Below are 14,489 nucleotides of genomic sequence, written 5' to 3' on the forward strand. Positions count from 1 at the left end.
CGGGCTCCTTCGGTGCAGGTATTCGACCTACTCCAGCTGGCGGAGGTGCGGACATGACCGATTCCACGGGTGCGGCGGAACGGGTTCTGGCATCCCCGGTGACCGAACCGCCACCGGATGACAATTCCCCCGAGCGGATGGCGATCCGGGCCAGGATCAAGAAATTCGTGCTCACCGTCGTCATCATCGCCGCCCTCGGCGGCGCGCTGTTCGGCTACGACACCGGCGTCATTTCCGGCGTCCTGGTCTATCTCACGCCCGATTTCGGGCTGAGCCAGACCCAGGTCGGCATTCTCACCAGTTCGCTGCTCATCGGCGCCGCGGTCGGCTCGATCGGCGGCGGCTGGATGGCCGACCGGTGGGGCAGGCGCGCGACCCTGCTGTTCGCTGGCGTGTTGTTCTTCGTCGGCGCGCTCGCGCAGGCGCTGTCCCCCGACGTGGGGATCATGATCATCACCCGATTGCTGCTCGGTGTCGCGGTCGGCACCGCCTCGCTGGTGGTCCCGATGTACGTCTCCGAGATCGCTCCGCCCACCTATCGCGGGCGGCTGGTGTCGATGAACAGCCTGATGATCGCCAGCGGCCAGCTGCTCGCCTACATCGTCAATGCCGCGCTCTCGCCGACCGGGAACTGGCGGCTGATGCTGGCGATGGCGGCGATTCCGGCGGCGGCCCTGGTGATCGGCATGTATTTCATGCCGGATTCGCCGCGGTGGTACCTGAAGAAGGGCCGTGACGACGAGGCGCGGAAGGTGCTCGAACAGTCCTATTACCCCGAGCACGTCGAGCCGACGATCACCGATATCGAGCACAGCGAAGCGGCCGATGAGGCGGTCAAGGCCAAGTTGCGTGACCAGCTCCGGAAGCCGAAAGTCCGCGCGCTGTTCTGGACCGGAGTCGGATTGGCGTTGATCCAGCAATTCGTCGGTGTCAACACCGTCATCTATTACGCGCCGTCGACCTTGAAATCGGCGGGAATGGGCGACAGCGCGGCGGTCACCTCGTCGATCGGCATCGGCATCGGCGCGGTGGTCGGGGTGATCATCGGGATGACGCTGATCGATCGCATCGGCCGGCGGCCGCTGATGTTCGTCGGCCTGTCGGTCATGGTCGTCGCGCTGATCGGGATGGGGTTGGTCGAGCGGCTGACCCAGAACGCCACCACCGGCTACATCCTGCTGGCGTCGATGATCGTCTACGTGTGCTCGTTCCAGGTCGGCGTCGGCGTGCCGACCTGGCTGCTGCTCTCGGAGATCTTCCCCGCGCCGATCAGGGCCACCGCGATGAGCATCTGCACCTTCCTCATCTGGATGGGCAATTTCGTCGTCTCGCTGGTGTTCCCGCCGCTGGGCGAATTGTGGGGCGCCTCGACGATGTTCTTCTTCTTCGCCGTGGTCTCGGCGTTCTCGCTGTACTTCTGCTTCCGGCGGGTGCCCGAGACCAAGGGGGTGACGCTGGATCAGATCACCGCGGCGGCGGAGAGCTGATCCAGCGGCCGGCTCAGTTCTGCGGCGGGTCGACGAAGATGTCGTACTCGAGTTCGCCCGAGCCGCCGTAGCCGGACAGATCGGTGATGCCCTCGGCCGCGAGCACGTCGACATCGAGGAAGGTGTTGCCGGTGGTGGTGCGGGCGTCCTTGGTCAGGATCGCCACGGCCGCGTCGGCCACGATCTCCGGTGTGCGCGCCTTGGCGATGGCGTCGTCGCCGCCGAGCAGGTTCTGCACCGCGGCGGTGGCGATCAAGGTCTGCGGCCACAGGCAGTTCGCAGCGACGCCGTGCTCGGCGTACTCGGCGGCCCAGCCCAGCGTCAACAGTGACATACCGTACTTGGCGAGCATGTAGGCCGGGTGCGAGCCGAGCCACTTGGGATCGAGGTTCAGCGGCGGCGACAGGCTCAGGATGTGCGCGTTCTCGCTCTTGCGCAGGTGCGGCAGGCAGGCGCTGGAGAGCAGGTAGGTGCCGCGCAGCTGGATCTGCTGCATCAAGTCGAAGCGCTTGATCGGCAGTTCCTCGGTGGAGGCCAGCGCGATGGCCGAGGCGTTGTTGACGCAGTAGTCGATCCCGCCGAAGCGCTCGACCGCCTGGGCGACCGCGTCGGCCACCGAGGCCTCGTCGCGCACGTCGCCCACCACGGCCAGCGCTTGGCCGCCGGCGGCCTCGATCTCGGCGGCCGCGGTGTGGATGGTGCCCGGCAGGCGGGGGTCCGGCACGTCGGTTTTGGCCAGCAGCACGATGTTGGCGCCCTGCTTCGCGGCGGCGACGGCGATGGCCAGCCCGATGCCTCGGCTGCCACCGGACATGATCATCGTGCGCCCGGCGAGCGGGTGGGAAGAGGTCATGGAGGAGCTCCTTGTCATCGATGGCGCCGGAGCGGCGGGTGCCGCTGACGTTACAGATATTCGACGAGCGTGGCAATAGTGAAATATGTAGACTCGACCCGTGAAATCCGCTGTGACCGGCCTCGACGCGGACATCCGTCCGGTGTCGGCCCGCTCGGCGCTGATCCGCATCCTCATCGCGGCCGATTCCCCGACCATGACCGCGCGCGAGATCTGCGCGGCCACCACCGCCGTCGGCTACCCCGAGGCCACGGTCCGGGTGGCGGTCTCCCGCATGGTCGCCGCCGGTGATCTGCTGCGCGAACGCCGTGCCTATACCCTCACGCCCAGCCTGCGTGCGCGGCGCACCGAACTCGCCGCCCCACCCACTGTGGCATGGAACGGTGACTGGGAGCAGGTGCTCGTCACCGCCACCGGCCGGCCCGCGGCCGATCGCGCGGCCCTGCGCACCACGCTGCTCTCGCTGCGTCTGGCCGAACTCCGCGAGGGCGTCTGGATGCGCCCGGCCAATCTCGAACGCGGCTGGCCGAGCGGTCTCGACGACACCTACCGGTTGCGCACCCACCCCGTCGACGACGCCGTGGCGCTCACCCGCCGCCTCTGGCCGCTCGACGAGTGGGCCGCCCGCGCCCGCACCCTGCTCGACGCCATCGACAATCCCGACCCCACCGCCAAGTTCACGGCGGTCTGCGCCGGACTCGACCACCTCACCACCGACCCGGTCCTGCCCGCCGAACTCCGGCCCGCCGGCTGGCCCACCGACCTCCTGCGCACCACGACCACCGCCTACCTCACCTGGTTCCAGGGCCTCGGGCCGCAGGTCGGATAGTCGCCGGTCAGCCGGTAGGCTGGGTCAGTGAAGCAACTGTGAAAGACCTGACCGTCGGCGTCGTCGCGACCTCCCGCAAGGAAAACGAATACCGGTTGGCCGTCCACCCGGCCCATCTGGACCGCATCGACCCCGGACTGCGTGGGCGGATCTTCCTCGAACACGGCTACGGCGAACGCTTCGGCTACACCGACGAGATTCTGGCCCCGCTGGTCGCCGGGCATCGCACCCGCGAAGAACTGTTCGCCGAATGCGATGTGCTGCTGCTGGCCAAGCCGATGGCCGAAGACCTCGAACAGATGCGCCCCGGCACGATCGTGTGGGGCTGGCCGCACTGCGTGCAGGATGCGCGGATCACCCAGCTCGCCGTCGACCGCGAGCTCACCCTGATCGCCTGGGAGGCGATGAATCACTGGACCAGCTCCGGCGCCTTCAGTGTGCACGTCTTCCACAAGAACAACGAACTCGCCGGATACTGCTCGGTGCTGCAAGCGCTCCAATTACGCGGTGTCACCGGGGATTACGGTCGACGCATGCGCGCCGCGGTGATCAGTTTCGGCGCCACCGCGCGGGGCGCGGTGCGCGCGCTGTCGGCGCTCGGGATCAGCGACGTGACCGTGCTGACCCAGCGCAGCGTCTCGGCGGTCGCCTCGCCGTTCGCCTCGGTCCGGATGCAGCACTTTCAGCGCGATCCGGCCGATCCCGGCCGCACCCTGGCGCTGAAGGCCCCCGAACCGGGACCGCTGGCCGAGGTGCTGGCCACCTACGACGTGATCGTGAACTGCATGTTCCAGGACACCGAGGAGCCGTTGACCTTCGTCACCAACGACGACCTCGGCTTGTTCACGCGCGGAACGCTTTTCGTCGACGTGTCCTGCGACGAGGGGATGGGCTTCGAATGGTCGCGGCCGACCTCGTTCACCGACCCGATGTTCACCGTCGGCGACGACCTGCACTACTACGGCGTCGACCACAGCCCGTCGTATCTGTGGAACTCCGCCACCTGGGAGAACTCCGAGGCGCTGCTGGAGTACCTGCCGATCGTGCTGAGTGGTCCTGAGGCCTGGGACGGTGACGAGACGATTCGTCGCGCCATCGAGATCCGCGCGGGGCGGATCCAGAATCCGCGCATCCTGTCCTTCCAGGGGCGCGTTGCCGAATACCCGTACGCGGTCGCCTAGGCAGTCCACGCGCTGGATCGGGCGCGGCGTCGGGATCGGGCGCCGCGCCCGCGGTGTCAGCGAATGCCCAGCAGGCCGAGGGCGAAGTCGGCGTACTCGGTGGCGATCTGCTCGGGGGAGGCGGGGCCGTCGAGCCGGAACCACTGCGGCAGTGCGGTACACATCGTCGCGATCGCGCGGCCCGCCGCGCGGGCGTGGTCGGTCGGTAGCCGCGCCTCGGTGAGGGCGGCATCGATGTCGGCGTCGAGCAGGTACTGGATCTCGTTGCGCGAGTGAGTGATCCGGCGTCGGTTCGAGGGTTCGAGGCTGCGCATCTCACTCGCTCCGATGAAGGCGAGTTCGCGGCGGTGGGTGTGGAACAGTGCGAGCGCTTCGACCGTGCGGATCACCCGGTCGCGGCCGGTCGCGGCGTCGCGGCGGGCCGCGCGCACGCGCTGGTGCAGTTCGTCCATGGTCAGGTCGAGCGCTCGGACCAGCAGTTCCTGCTTGTCGCGGTAGTGGTGGTAGACGCCCGGCACGCTCATGCCCGCGCGCTGGGCGACGGAACGCATGGTGGCGCCGTGATAGCCGGTCTCGACGAACGAGGCGATGGCGGCGGCGAGGACGGGGTCGATGTCGAGCGTGGGAAATTCCCGCCACGTCGGTGATGGGTCGGCCCCATGACCAGAGGCTGTCTCGCGGGACGCGGTCGCGCCAGGGGCGGTTGCCCTGGGGGCGGTGGAGCCGGTGGTGATCGCGCCGGGCTCGGTGGCGTGGGAGGTGGTCGCGTGCGGGCTGGGCGCGAGTTCCCGGGTGAGGTCCGGCTCGCCGATCAGCCAGGGCGCCGTGGTGCCGAGTTCGGCGGCCAGGGTCTTGAGGCGGGCGACGGACGCCCCGGTCCGGCCGTTCTCCACGGCGCTGAGCGTGGCGGGGCTGACGCCGATCCGTCGGGCCGTCTCCCGCAGCGACAGACCCGCCGCCGTCCGCGCTTCCCGCACCCGCGACCCCAGCTGTCGCTGTTCCGACACATCCATGATGTTCAGAATAGCTGAACGTTTTGAGCCAGCGGAATGGTGCGGTTGACAGCGATTGTCCAGCCATGTCACTGTCGAGGCAGTTCATGGCCGAGCGATCGTTCGGCATCTGCGAGCGAGGAGTGTCCACCGTGGCGATCGATCTGTCCCACCCCGCCGAGGTGCGGGAGCTGGCCGAGCGCACTCGCGCGTTCATTCGCGAACAGGTGCTTCCCGTCGAGGACCAGCACGACGGGAACATCACCGCCGCCGGTGGCGAGAAGCTGCGCGTCGAACTCCAGGCGGCCGCCCGTGACGCCGGTGTGTTCGCGCCGCACGCGCCGGTGGAATACGGTGGCCACGGACTCGGCATGTCCGATCGCGCCCCGGTCTTCGAGGAGGCGGGCTACTCCCTGTTCGGCCCCACGGCGCTGAACATCGCCGCCCCGGACGAGGGCAATGTGCACATGCTCGCCCACATCGCCGACCCGGAGCAGAAGCAGCGGTTCCTCGAACCGCTCGCCCGCGGCGAGGTGCGCTCGGCCTTCGCCATGACCGAACCGGCACCCGGAGCCGGCTCGGACCCCTCCGCGTTGACCACCCGCGCCGTGTGCGCCGAGGGCGGTTGGCGGATCAGTGGCCACAAATGGTTCATCACCGGCGCCGACGGCGCGGGATTCTTCATCATCATGGCCCGCACCTCCGGTGAGCCCGGCGAGCGTGGCGGCGCCACCATGTTCCTCGCGCCCGCCGACAGTCCCGGCCTGCGCGTCGGCCGCCACATCGACACCACGGACAAGTCGATGATCGGCGGCCACTGCGAGGTGTTCTTCGAGGATCTGCTCGTCCCGGAGTCGGCGGTGCTCGGCGAAGTCGACCGCGGCTTCGACTACGCCCAGGTGCGCCTGGGCCCCGCCCGGATGACCCATGTGATGCGCTGGCTCGGCGCCGCCCGCCGGGGCCACGATGTCGCGGTGACGCACGTCGCGCAGCGGCGCGGATTCGGTTCGCGGCTGGGCGATCTGGGCATGGTGCAGCAGATGATCGCCGACAACGAGATCGATATCGCGGCCACCCGCGCGCTGCTGACCCGCGCCTGCTGGGAACTCGATCGGGGCGAACCCGCCTCGAACGCCACCTCGATCGCGAAAACCTATGCCGCCGAGGCGATCTTCCGCATCGTCGACCGCAGTACCCAGATGTGCGGCGGGCTCGGCGTGGCCGCCGATCTGCCGTTGGCCCGGCTGGCGCGGGAGGTACGTCCGTTCCGGATCTACGACGGGCCCTCCGAGGTGCACCGGTGGGCCATCGCCAAGCGCGCGGTGAGCGCGGCCAAGCGAGCGCAGCGAGACGCCGAATGAGTCTGCCCGGCATGGACATCGACGCGCTGGCACGGTTCCTGCGCGAGCAGGGTGTCGAGGTGCACGGCGACCTGCGGGTCGAGCTGATCAGCGGCGGCCGGTCCAATCTCACCTATGTCGCCGCCGACGACGGCTCGCGCTGGGTGGTGCGGCGCCCGCCCGTCGCCGGCCTCACCCCGTCGGCGCACGACATGGCGCGCGAGTTCACCGTCACCGCCGCACTGGGAGAATCCGGTGTGCCGGTGGCGAAGACGATCGCCTTCGACGCGACGGGATCGACCCTCGGCGCGCCGATGACCGTCGTCGAGTTCGTCGACGGGACGGTGATCCGTGACCAGGACGACCTCGCCGCCTTGAATGACGACCAGGTGGGCGCCACCGTCGACGAGCTGGTCCGGGTGCTCGCCCGTCTGCACGCGGTCGACCCGGCGGCGGTCGGGCTGGCGGAGTTCGGGCGTCCGCACGGCTTCGTCGCCCGGCAGGTGAAACTGTGGGCGTCGCAATGGGATCGGGTGAAGACCCGTGACCTGCCCGATGTGGCCACCCTGCACGCGGCGTTGACCGAGGCGGTGCCGAGGGAATCGGCGGCCTCGATCGTGCACGGTGACTTCCGCATCGACAACACGATTCTCGACACCGCCGACCCGAGCCGGGTGCGTGCGGTGGTCGACTGGGAACTGTCCACCCTCGGCGACCCGCTCACCGACGTCGCGCTCATGTGCGTCTACCGGTCCCCGGTGTTCGACCTGGTGCTCGGTTCGCGTGCCGCCTGGACCAGTGATCGGATGCCGACCGCCGACGCCCTCGCACAGACCTACGCCACCGCAGCCGGTCGCGACCTCGGTGACTGGGGCTTCTATCTCGCGCTGGCCAATTTCAAACTCGGCATCATCGGTGAGGGCATCACGCACCGGGCCAGGCAGGGTTCCGATGCGGGCGCGGCCGCCGAACGCGCGGCCGAGGCGACGCCGGAGTTCATGGCAGCGGGCTTGCGCGCGTTGAAGGGAGATCGGACATGACCGCATCCAGGACCGCGTTGATCAGCGGTGCGTCCCGTGGGATCGGCCTCGGCATCGCGAACCGACTCGCCCAGCGGGGATATTCGCTCACCATCACCGCCCGCGACGCGGCTCGCCTCGACGCGGTGGCGGTCGACCTGCGCGCCGCCGGTGCACCCGAGGTGGTCACGGTCGCCGCGGACATGGCGGACGAGGACGGTGTCGGCCGGGTGCTCGGCGCGCATGCCGACCGCTTCGCATCGATGTCGGCGCTGGTCCTCAACGCCGGTGTCGGTACCGCGGGCACGTTCGCGGAGTCCTCGATGCGGCGCTTCGACAAGACCTTCGCGGTGAACGTGCGCGCCCCGGTGCAGCTGATCCAGGGCGCGCTGCCCCTGCTGCGCGGCGGGGCCGCCGCCGAACCCGAGCGCGGGGCGAAGGTGATCGCCCTTGCTTCCATCGCCGGGGTGTACGCCGAAGCCGGACTCTCGGTCTACGGTGCCGCCAAGGCGGCCTTGATCTCGCTGCTGGACACGCTCAACGCGGAAGAGTCGGCGCACGGCGTCACCGCGACATCGATCGCGCCCGGCTATGTCGACACCGAGATGAGCGCCTGGATCCACGACCGGATTCCGCCCGATCGCATGATCGCGGTGAACGATGTGGTCGAGATGGTGGATTCGTTGCTCCGGCTGTCCGCGCGCGCGGTGGTTCCGAACATCGTGATGTCGCGCGCGGGCGCGGACGCCTATCGGGCGTGATGGCCGGCGCTTCTTCCATCCCGTTGGTCGCCGACGCCCTGCCCATCGCGACCGGCCCCTGAAGCGGACCCGCCCACTTGGTGGAACTGGCTGCGCACGTGCGGATCTGGCCGAGTCGCCGGTGCCATGTCAGTCGGCGCGCGGCACCCGGCCGTCGACATCGGTGAAGCCGTAGGCCTCGGCCAGATCGGCGACCTTCCACGCTTTCCCGGTACGCGCCAGCCGATCCGGGTCCGCCGCCAACGCCACCACGGCGCGGCCGGGGAAGCGCGGGGTCTCGGCGGCGGCGAGGTCGAAGGTGCCCTCACCGGGCAGGGTGACCTGGCGACGGCCTTGCGCGTCGGCCGGAACCAGTTGCAGCAGTTCGGTGTCGACGATGCCCGGCCAGATGGAGACCGCCGTCGTGCCGGTGCCGTCGAGGTCGTGCGCGAAGTCCGCGGTGAGCCGGTCCAGCGCGGTCTTGCCGACGCCGTAGACGGCATTGTGCAGGTACCGCTGGGAGCCGGGGGAGGACACGTTGACGATCAGTCCCGCCGACTCGATCAGCAGCGGCGCGGCCAGGACACTGGCCACATAGTGCGAGCGGACGCCCACATCGAAGGTCTCGTCCCACGCCTTGGCCGGCACCTCCCAGAACTTGCGCCCGAGCCAGCGGGCGGCGGCGGGGGAGTTGTAGACGTTGTTCACCAGCACATCGAGGCGGCCCTGCTCGTCGCGTACCCGGTCGAACAGCTTCTCGACCGCCGCGTCGTCGCGATGATCGCAGACCACTGCCACGCCGTGCCCGCCCAACTCGCTGATCTCGGCGGCGGTGTCGTGCACCGTGCCAGGGAGTCTGCCGGGCGTGGTGGTGCGCCCGGTGACGTACACCGTCGCCCCGGCCGCACCCAGTTCCTGGGCGATGCCCTTGCCGATACCGCGGCTGGCGCCGGTGACGACCGCGACCCGGCCGCTGAGAATCTTGGGTGTTCCGCTCATGACCTCAGGACACTACCTTGAAATAAGAACACGTTCTAGATTCTTGGAGGCGGCAGTGGAACTGACCCATCGATTCCTGGCCACGGACGGCATTCGCATGCACGTCGCCGAGCAGGGGCAGGGGTACCCGGTCGTCTTCTGTCACGGCTTCCCGCACACCTCGTTCATCTGGCACCGGCAGTTGGCGGCGGTGGCCGGAGCCGGGTTCCGGGCGATCGCGCCCGACCTGCGCGGGTACGGGAAGACCGACGCGCCCGAGGATGTCGCGGCCTACACCAACGAGGCCGTGATCGGCGATCTGCTGGCCCTGCTCGACGACATCGGCGCCGAGAAGGCCGTCTTCGTCGGTCTCGACTTCGGCGCCCAGCTGGTGTGGGAACTGTCGTTGCGTGCACCCGAACGCGTGGAAGCCGTTGTGGTGCTGAACAATCCGTTCTCACCGCGCCCGTCCCGCGCGCCCTCGGCGTTCTGGACCAAAGCGGCACAGCGACATTTCCTGCACCTGTCCTACTTCCAGGAGCCGGGCGTGGCCGATGCCGAGCTGGCCGCGAATCCCCGCGACTTCCTGGCGCGGGTCTACTACTCGCTCTCGGGCGACTACCACTACCTCGACACCTGGCAGAACCCGCCGGGCCTGGGCTACCTCGAGGTGCTCCCACAGGCCCCGGCCCTGCCGTGGACCTGGCTCGGTGCCGACGAATTCGACACCCTGGTCGCGGATTTCGAACGCACCGGCTTCACCGGCGGCCTGAACTGGTACCGCAATCTCGACCGGAACTGGGAACTCACCGCCGAGTTCGCCGACGCCACCGTGGGAGTGCCGACCTACTTCCTCTACGGCGAGAACGACCCCGACATGGAAGGCTTCAGCGGCCGCGATCCCCTCGCCACCCTGCGCGCCAACGTCACCGATCTGCGTGCGGTGGAGCAGGTCCCGGGCGCGGGCCACCTGGTGCACCTCGAACGCACCGAGGTCGTCGATGCCTTCCTGCTGGCGGCCCTCGGCGAGCTCGCGCCCTCGATCGCCGGAACTCAGCGCGCGCGGTCGTAGACCAGGGCGATCTCGCCCAGCTCGCCGACCTGCTGATGGGTGAGGATCCAGTGCGAGCTGGGCAGACCGTCCTCGAACAGCCGCTGCCCGCCTCCGGCGATCTCGGGGGTGATCAGCAGATACAGCCGGTCGAGCAGGTCCGCGGCGAGCAGTGCCTTGGTGATGGTCGGGCTGGTGTTGACGAGGATGTCGCCGGTGCCGGTGGTCTTCAGTTCGGTCACCACGTCGGCGGCCGGGGCGTTCACCACGCGGGTCCGCGCCCACGGCGCCTCGGTCAGCGTGGCCGACAGGACCACCTTCTCGGCATCGATGAGCCACTTCGCGTAGCCGCGGTCGCGCGGATCGGCGCTGTCGTCCGCGGCGACCGTCGGCCAGAAGCCGAGGAACCCTTCGGCATTGACGCGGCCGAGTAGGGCCGTCGTCGCCTCCGCCCAGATGTGGGTGAGATGGTCGCGCGCGACCTCGGTGGTGGCGTAGGGGACGATCGCGGCCATATCGGTGGACCCACCGGGACCGTGGTAGCGGCCGTCGAGAGTGAGCACGATATTGGCGGTGACCTTGCGGGGGCTCGAAGCTGTCATGGTCGGGTGTCCTATTCTTCGATCGTGCCGACAGCGTCGGCGAGGTTGTCGAGCACTTGACGCCACCCGGTGTCGATGCCGGCGATGAAGGGCACGGCGGCCACGGTGGTCTCGGTGATGGTCAGCGCGAGGTGCAGCAGGGTTTGGTCCCGGTCCTCGGTGAGGGTCAGGTCGTAGCGGCCGGTGAACGAGACCGCGCCCGCCGCGTCCAGGACCGACAGGTCGAATACGAGGCGCCCGGGTGCTTTCGCGGCGGTGACCACGCCCTCGGAGCGATAGCGTCGCCCCTCGGCATCGCGGTAGTCGAGGACCGCCCGGCCACCCGGCTCGGGCTCGAGGCGGCAGTCGGTGATGGTCATCGACGGCGGGACCCACCACACGGCGAGTCGATCCGGGTCCACCCACTGCTGCCAGATGACGTCCCGCGGCGCGGCCAGTACGCGCCGGAAGGAGAACGTGCGCCCATCGGCCCATCGATCACGTTCCGCTGCAAGGGATTCGATCTCGATGGCGGCCCGGTACCGTTCGACCACGTCGCGTTCGTCCTCGTGGGTCGCGATGGTCTCGGCCAGCTCCCGCAGCCGCCGTGCCAGCCCGGCGATCGGGGCCTGTTCGACCGCGTAGACGCGCCGTTGCCCCAGTGGGAACACCGTGACCAACCCGGCCCTGGTCAGTGTCTGCAGATGCTTGGTGGTCTGCGGTTGTCGCAGGCCGGTCAGCTCCGCCAGCTCGCCGACCGACCGTGGCCGCTCGGCGAGCAACTCGACGATGCGCCATCGCGCGCCGTCTCCGAGTGCTGCCGCGATCTCCTCCATGACCCGAAGTATTCTCCATGAAGAATATTCCTGTCAAGGAATATGTTGCACGGCATCCCGATCGGGTACCAGGCATGGGCCATCTGGGGGGACGAAAGGCCGCTCGACGTGGGAACTTGTGGCGCGGCGGTACTTTCGGTGGGAGTCACAGCGGTGTGGACCATGGAAAGGACGCGGCCTCTTGGAGATCGGCGCGGCACGCTCAGAGAATCGGCTGGTCGGAGTGCGTGGTGCGCCGCCCTGCGTGGCCGGGCCCGGCCGGACGGCGTTCTAGTGTTCGCGCGCTGGGGAGAGCTCGTCCACCGGTTCCGGTTCGGCGTGCTCGGCGTCGTCGTGGCCGCGCTCCTGGCGCTGGGCGGGTACGGACTCGGTCTGCAGAACGAACTCAGCTCGGGTGGGATGGACGATCCAGGGTCGGAGTCGGCGCTGGCGGCGCGGCTGGCGGACGCGGCCTTCGGCCGCAATCACGATCTCGATGTCGTCGTCCTCTACACCGCGCCGCCCGGAAAGACCGTCGACGACCCGGAATTCGGTCGCCGGATCGTCGAGAATCTCAACAGTCTGCCCCGCGACCATCCCGGGGTGATCGCCGGGGTCAACGGCGCCTACTGGCCCACCGAGACGGGCCGGGCCAGCGGTCCGCTGTTCGCGACGCCGGATCGCACCCGCGCCGTCGCCGCTGTCGCCCTCGTCGGCGACAACGACACCGAGATGCTGCGCAGCAACCGCAAGGCGCAGGACGCCTTCGCCATTCCCGGCATCGATGTCCAGGTGGGTGGTCTGCAGCCGATCGCGGGCACTCTCAACGACACCCTGGCCGACGATATCCGACGGATGGAGTTGCTGGCCTTTCCGGTGGTCGCGCTCTTGCTGTTCTTCATCTTCGGCGGTGTGGTGGCCGCGGCGCTGCCGCTGATCGTCGGCGGGCTGACGATGATCGGCGCCAGCGGGATCGTGCGCACGTTCACCTCTGTCACCGAGGTCAATTCCTTTGTGGCGCCGGTTGTCTCGATGATCGGCGCCGGTCTGGCGATCGACTACGGGCTGTTCATCGTCAGCCGATTCCGCGAGGAACTCGCCGCGGGGCACTCCACTCAGGTGGCGGTGCGGCGCACCATGATGACGGCGGGACGCACCGTGGTGTTCTCCGCGACGATGATCATCGCCAGCGCGGGCGGCATGCTGCTGTTCCCGCAGGGCTTCCTGAAATCGATCGCCTACGGTGCCATCGCGACCGTCTCACTGGCCGCGCTCACCGCGATCACCCTGCTGCCGGCGATGCTGGCGGTCCTCGGGCCGCGGGTCGACATGTGGGGGAGCGCGCGGCTGCGGAAGACCAAGACGGCGCGGGAGGTGGAGGACGGCTTCTGGGGTCGGTCCACCCAGTGGGTGATGAAGCATCCGGTGAAGGTCGGCGGTGCCCTGTGCATCGTGCTGCTGCTGTTGATCCTGCCCGCGCGCCATCTCGCGTTCGGCGGATTCAGTGAGCGATATCTGCCGCCGGACAATGACACTCGCCTCGCTCAGGAACAGATCGACGCCGCCTTCCCCGACCGCAGGTCCGATCCGATCGAACTGCTCTTCGTCGGTGCCGACAGCGTTGCCGTCGGCACGGCCTGGAAGCAGGCCAATACCGCGCCCGGGTTGGCCGCGCCGTTCGAGTTGCCGTCGCGTTCCAGCGTGGATCCGACCGTCTATCGCGCCAAGACCACGTTGCTGGACTCCGATGCCGCCGACGCGACGATCGAGCACCTGCGGTCGCTCGACCCGCCCGACGGGGTGCGCATGCTCGTCGGCGGCGTGCCCGCCATCCAGAAGGACTCCCTCGACGCCCTGCTGAACCGCATGCCGCTGATGATCGCCCTGGTCCTGCTGGTCACCACGCTGCTGATGTTCCTGACCTTCGGCTCGCTGATCCTGCCGATCAAGGCCGCCCTCATGAGCGCGCTCGGCCTCGGCTCGACCCTGGGCATCCTGACCTGGATCTTCATCGACGGGCACGGTGCCGGATTACTGAACTTCACGCCGCAACCCATCCAGGCGAACATGCTGGTGATGATCATCGCGATCATCTACGGCCTGTCCACCGACTACGAGGTCTTCCTGCTCTCCCGCATGGTCGAAGCCAGAGCGCGGGGCGCGACCACCACCGAGGCGGTGCGCGTCGGCACCGCGCACACCGGCCGCATCATCACCGCCGCGGCCCTGATCCTGCTGGTCGTCACCGGCGCCTTCGCCTTCTCCGACCTGGTACTCATGCAATACGTCGCCTACGGCATGATCGCCGCCCTGATCATCGACGCCACCGTCCTGCGCATGCTCCTGGTCCCCGCCGCCATGAAACTGCTCGGCGACGACTGCTGGTGGGCCCCCGCCTGGATGAAGTCCCTCCACCGCCGAATCGGCCTCGGCGAACCCGTTCTCACCGACGACCACCCGGACCCACCACCCCGCCTCGAGAAAGTAGGTGCCCTGCGATGAGCGATCAGTTTCGGGTTTCGAGGCGGTCTGTACTGGTATCCGGCCTGTACCGTCGCCTTCTTCCTCTTCGTCACGCCGCATACCGTGGTTGGCGTAGCGACGGCCGAACCGCACGGTGCGA

The 14,489-nt window shown here is 68.9% G+C and carries 13 protein-coding genes; 8 read left to right on the forward strand and 5 right to left on the reverse strand.

The window, feature by feature from the left end:
• The first annotated feature begins 53 nt into the window (after positions 1–53).
• Positions 54–1,487: a sugar porter family MFS transporter gene (locus BOX37_RS10510; RefSeq protein ID WP_084759531.1), complete on the forward strand. Its 1,434-nt coding sequence runs from the start codon at positions 54–56 to the stop codon at positions 1,485–1,487.
• A gap of 13 nt (positions 1,488–1,500) precedes the next feature.
• On the opposite strand, the gene BOX37_RS10515 is transcribed toward BOX37_RS10510, so the two are convergent.
• On the reverse strand, positions 1,501–2,340 hold the full coding sequence (locus BOX37_RS10515; protein WP_071927480.1) for an SDR family oxidoreductase: 840 nt from the start codon (positions 2,338–2,340) through the stop codon (positions 1,501–1,503).
• Positions 2,341–2,440: 100 nt separating this feature from the next.
• On the opposite strand from BOX37_RS10515, the gene BOX37_RS10520 reads away from it, so the two are divergent.
• Positions 2,441–3,169 carry a PaaX domain-containing protein, C- domain protein gene (locus tag BOX37_RS10520; RefSeq protein ID WP_240505297.1) on the forward strand — a complete coding sequence of 243 codons (729 nt, stop codon included), beginning with the start codon at positions 2,441–2,443 and terminating at the stop codon, positions 3,167–3,169.
• 38 nt (positions 3,170–3,207) lie between these two features.
• Positions 3,208–4,350 (forward strand): N(5)-(carboxyethyl)ornithine synthase, encoded by a 1,143-nt coding sequence (locus BOX37_RS10525; RefSeq protein ID WP_071927482.1) that lies wholly within the window; start codon positions 3,208–3,210, stop codon positions 4,348–4,350.
• Between the two features lie 56 nt (positions 4,351–4,406).
• Here BOX37_RS10525 and BOX37_RS10530 read toward each other — a convergent pair whose 3' ends face one another.
• Positions 4,407–5,363, reverse strand: a complete 957-nt coding sequence (locus BOX37_RS10530; protein WP_071927483.1) for a TetR-type transcription factor C-terminal domain-containing protein — start codon at positions 5,361–5,363, stop codon at positions 4,407–4,409.
• 131 nt (positions 5,364–5,494) lie between these two features.
• Between BOX37_RS10530 and BOX37_RS10535 the strand changes: the two genes are divergently transcribed.
• From BOX37_RS10535 to BOX37_RS10545, 3 genes are read left to right on the forward strand one after another with little or no spacing between them, the layout of a single operon-like run.
• Positions 5,495–6,703, forward strand: coding sequence for an acyl-CoA dehydrogenase family protein (locus BOX37_RS10535; protein WP_071931371.1), 1,209 nt, complete (start codon positions 5,495–5,497; stop codon positions 6,701–6,703).
• A complete protein-coding gene (locus BOX37_RS10540; RefSeq protein WP_071927484.1) occupies positions 6,700–7,722 on the forward strand; it encodes a phosphotransferase family protein in 1,023 nt (340 codons plus the stop codon). Before BOX37_RS10535 ends, BOX37_RS10540 begins: the two co-directional genes overlap by 4 nt.
• Positions 7,719–8,462 (forward strand): SDR family NAD(P)-dependent oxidoreductase, encoded by a 744-nt coding sequence (locus BOX37_RS10545; protein WP_071927485.1) that lies wholly within the window; start codon positions 7,719–7,721, stop codon positions 8,460–8,462. The genes BOX37_RS10540 and BOX37_RS10545 overlap by 4 nt, the downstream gene beginning before the upstream one ends.
• A 129-nt stretch (positions 8,463–8,591) precedes the next feature.
• Here BOX37_RS10545 and BOX37_RS10550 read toward each other — a convergent pair whose 3' ends face one another.
• Entirely contained in the window at positions 8,592–9,440 is an 849-nt protein-coding gene (locus BOX37_RS10550) for an SDR family NAD(P)-dependent oxidoreductase (RefSeq protein WP_071927486.1), read from the reverse strand.
• 55 nt (positions 9,441–9,495) lie between these two features.
• On the opposite strand from BOX37_RS10550, the gene BOX37_RS10555 reads away from it, so the two are divergent.
• Positions 9,496–10,491, forward strand: coding sequence for an alpha/beta fold hydrolase (locus BOX37_RS10555; RefSeq protein ID WP_084759533.1), 996 nt, complete (start codon positions 9,496–9,498; stop codon positions 10,489–10,491).
• Here the strand turns inward: BOX37_RS10555 and BOX37_RS10560 are convergent.
• Positions 10,473–11,072: a dihydrofolate reductase family protein gene (locus BOX37_RS10560; RefSeq protein ID WP_071927488.1), complete on the reverse strand. Its 600-nt coding sequence runs from the start codon at positions 11,070–11,072 to the stop codon at positions 10,473–10,475. The two genes, BOX37_RS10555 and BOX37_RS10560, sit on opposite strands and share 19 nt — an antisense overlap.
• 11 nt (positions 11,073–11,083) lie before the next feature.
• Entirely contained in the window at positions 11,084–11,887 is an 804-nt protein-coding gene (locus tag BOX37_RS10565) for a metalloregulator ArsR/SmtB family transcription factor (protein ID WP_071927489.1), read from the reverse strand.
• Positions 11,888–12,160: 273 nt separating this feature from the next.
• Between BOX37_RS10565 and BOX37_RS10570 the strand changes: the two genes are divergently transcribed.
• Complete coding sequence (locus BOX37_RS10570) at positions 12,161–14,368, forward strand: MMPL family transporter (RefSeq protein WP_156910360.1); 2,208 nt, start codon at positions 12,161–12,163, stop codon at positions 14,366–14,368.
• The last annotated feature ends 121 nt before the right edge of the window (positions 14,369–14,489 follow it).

It is taken from the genome of Nocardia mangyaensis (assembly GCF_001886715.1).
GTDB classification, from domain to species: domain Bacteria; phylum Actinomycetota; class Actinomycetes; order Mycobacteriales; family Mycobacteriaceae; genus Nocardia; species Nocardia mangyaensis.

What these genes read in the sequence shown, in the direction of transcription:
- BOX37_RS10530 (WP_071927483.1), bottom strand. Translation starts at nt 5,363, where the DNA reads ATGGATGTGTCGGAACAGCGACAGCTGGGGTCGCGGGTGCGGGAAGCG.
- BOX37_RS10565 (WP_071927489.1), bottom strand. Translation starts at nt 11,887, where the DNA reads ATGGAGGAGATCGCGGCAGCACTCGGAGACGGCGCGCGATGGCGCATC.
- BOX37_RS10510 (WP_084759531.1), top strand. Translation starts at nt 54, where the DNA reads ATGACCGATTCCACGGGTGCGGCGGAACGGGTTCTGGCATCCCCGGTG.
- BOX37_RS10515 (WP_071927480.1), bottom strand. Translation starts at nt 2,340, where the DNA reads ATGACCTCTTCCCACCCGCTCGCCGGGCGCACGATGATCATGTCCGGT.
- BOX37_RS10545 (WP_071927485.1), top strand. Translation starts at nt 7,719, where the DNA reads ATGACCGCATCCAGGACCGCGTTGATCAGCGGTGCGTCCCGTGGGATC.
- BOX37_RS10560 (WP_071927488.1), bottom strand. Translation starts at nt 11,072, where the DNA reads ATGACAGCTTCGAGCCCCCGCAAGGTCACCGCCAATATCGTGCTCACT.
- BOX37_RS10550 (WP_071927486.1), bottom strand. Translation starts at nt 9,440, where the DNA reads ATGAGCGGAACACCCAAGATTCTCAGCGGCCGGGTCGCGGTCGTCACC.
- BOX37_RS10540 (WP_071927484.1), top strand. Translation starts at nt 6,700, where the DNA reads ATGAGTCTGCCCGGCATGGACATCGACGCGCTGGCACGGTTCCTGCGC.